Source organism: Acetobacter sp. DmW_136, assembly GCF_008690365.1.
Taxonomy (GTDB): domain Bacteria; phylum Pseudomonadota; class Alphaproteobacteria; order Acetobacterales; family Acetobacteraceae; genus Acetobacter; species Acetobacter oryzifermentans.
The window spans coordinates 1-1,965 of sequence record NZ_VHON01000059.1 but is presented as its reverse complement, the minus strand read 5'-3'; the positions used below and the strand labels follow the sequence as shown (position 1 = coordinate 1,965).

Sequence of the window (1,965 nt, the reverse complement as noted above, 5' to 3'; positions counted from 1 at the left end):
TCTAGGTGTTGATCCTGCGGAAGAAGCACCCAAACTTGCTTTGTCTGATGAAACACGCCCGATAGCCGAAAAATATGTCTGTATTGCTGTACAGGCCAGCACTCAGTGTAAATACTGGAACAATCCCACTGGGTGGATGGAGATTGTTGCCTATCTTAAAAAGCAGGGCTACCGTGTTATCTGTATTGATCAAAAACCCGTACATGGCACAGGTATTATTTGGAATCATATTCCTTATGGGGCAGAGGATCAAACAGGCAATCGCCCCTTAACAGAACGTGCACGTTGGTTACAACATGCTGAGTTCTTCATTGGCCTCAGTTCAGGCCTTGCGTGGCTGGCGTGGGCTGCGGGTACGCCTGTAGTCATGATCTCTGGCTTTACTCATCCTATCAATGAGTTTCATACTCCTTACCGTATTATCAATTGGCATACATGTAATTCCTGTTGGAATGATGAGCGTGAACGCTTTGATCATCATGATTTTCTCTGGTGCCCTCGTCATGCCAATACACCACGTCAGTTTGAGTGTACACGCCTGATTACGTCACAGCAGGTCATTGCTAAAATTAGTGCAGCCATTCATGCGCTGTCATAATACCAGTTATTGTTTGCTACAGCCTATATAAATTAGAAAACCTATTTGGTGATTTTCACTGAGAACTGGTGGTGTGTACGGTTCCTTATGATTCTGTAAGGATGCTGAGGAGTTGAATGTCAGTGAAGGAAACTATCATGTATCAGTTCGATAGTTCGAAAAAGCCTCTGGTTTTGGGCCTCTCTCTATGATTCCTTCTCTTGTGTCATGACTGGAGGGGTGGCTTATGAGGCAGCCTGGTTTCTTTGATGTTGATAGAGCGGCCTGCTCGGCTGGGCGAGCTCGGTGACCAACTTGAAGCGTTTTCTCGGACTAAGGCGTTCTGTCCGGATCTGAACAAGGCACTGACCTATTCAGACAAAAGTATAAAATGGGCGTCCACCGTGTGATCCGTAAGCACTGATGGAACCCCCCGCTTTGCTTTCCAGTGAGATAGCGTAGAGCTCGCGTGGCAAAAGGAGGGCCAGTGAGCGGACAACGAGCAGTCAAACGAGCTTCGTATGAGTGCTTTCAGGGGTGATGGCGTGATCGTGCGCACGAATAGATCGCATCAATCTGAATGTATATGTCTGGTTACGATAGAACAAACGATCAGAGATGTCGAAATGATGTTGGTAATAATCTAAAAAATGTGCTTTATCATTTTAGTTAATATATTAATAACATTCATTTAGATATGAAGTGTCTAGAGAGGGTATATTTATGTCTGAAGATAATAATACTTCTTCCAGCATTGTTGTGACGAGCGGTCAATCACTTACAGTAATGGATACTATTGTAGGTCTGACCGTTCAAAGTGCGGGTTCAGTTACAAATCTTGGCAACATATCCAGTGTGACGGATCAGGGGGAAGTGCAGAATCTGTCCACAATGCAAAGTGCTGTTGTGGAAGATGGTGGCCTCTTGGAGAATGCTGGGGGAAGCCTGAACAGCGTAACGGTTCAAAGTGGTGGAAATCTAGAAAATACAGCAACAATTACAAACCTTACTATAGAAAGTAAGGGGCATGCCGCAAGCTATGCAGGTAATGTGCAGGACGTAACTGTCCAGAACGGCGCTACATATGAAACTGACGGTGGCGCTGTATCCGCTTTAACAGCAGATACGGGTGCCAATGTTCTTTTTATGGGAGGGTCAGGTTCTTCTGTTACGGTAAATTCTGGTGCATCTATCGGTGCGGTTCAGTCTGCCAACCTCACAGACGTCACAATGACAGCAGGCGGAAGTCTGCAAGTTTCAGATGGTGCTTTTGCGACGGATATTAAGATTACTGGGGGCAAGGAAGGTACGCTTGTTGTTGGCAGCAAAGGGTATGTTTCTGGTGTAAATGTTTCTGGTGCGGTGGATAACAGCGCGCAGGCTGCGAC

1 protein-coding gene and 2 pseudogenes are annotated in these 1,965 nt (G+C 45.9%); all 3 read left to right on the top strand.

Translation table 11 applies throughout. From position 1 onward, the window contains the following. A partial coding sequence (locus FKW31_RS14205; protein WP_150178879.1) for an autotransporter strand-loop-strand O-heptosyltransferase occupies nt 1-598 on the top strand: 598 nt, incomplete at its 5' end. Between the two features lie 226 nt (nt 599-824). Next, nucleotides 825-991 (top strand): annotated as a pseudogene (locus tag FKW31_RS14200) (IS5/IS1182 family transposase); the annotation flags it as partial. Between the two features lie 309 nt (nt 992-1,300). Beyond that, nucleotides 1,301-1,965: pseudogene (locus FKW31_RS14195) on the top strand (hypothetical protein); the annotation flags it as partial.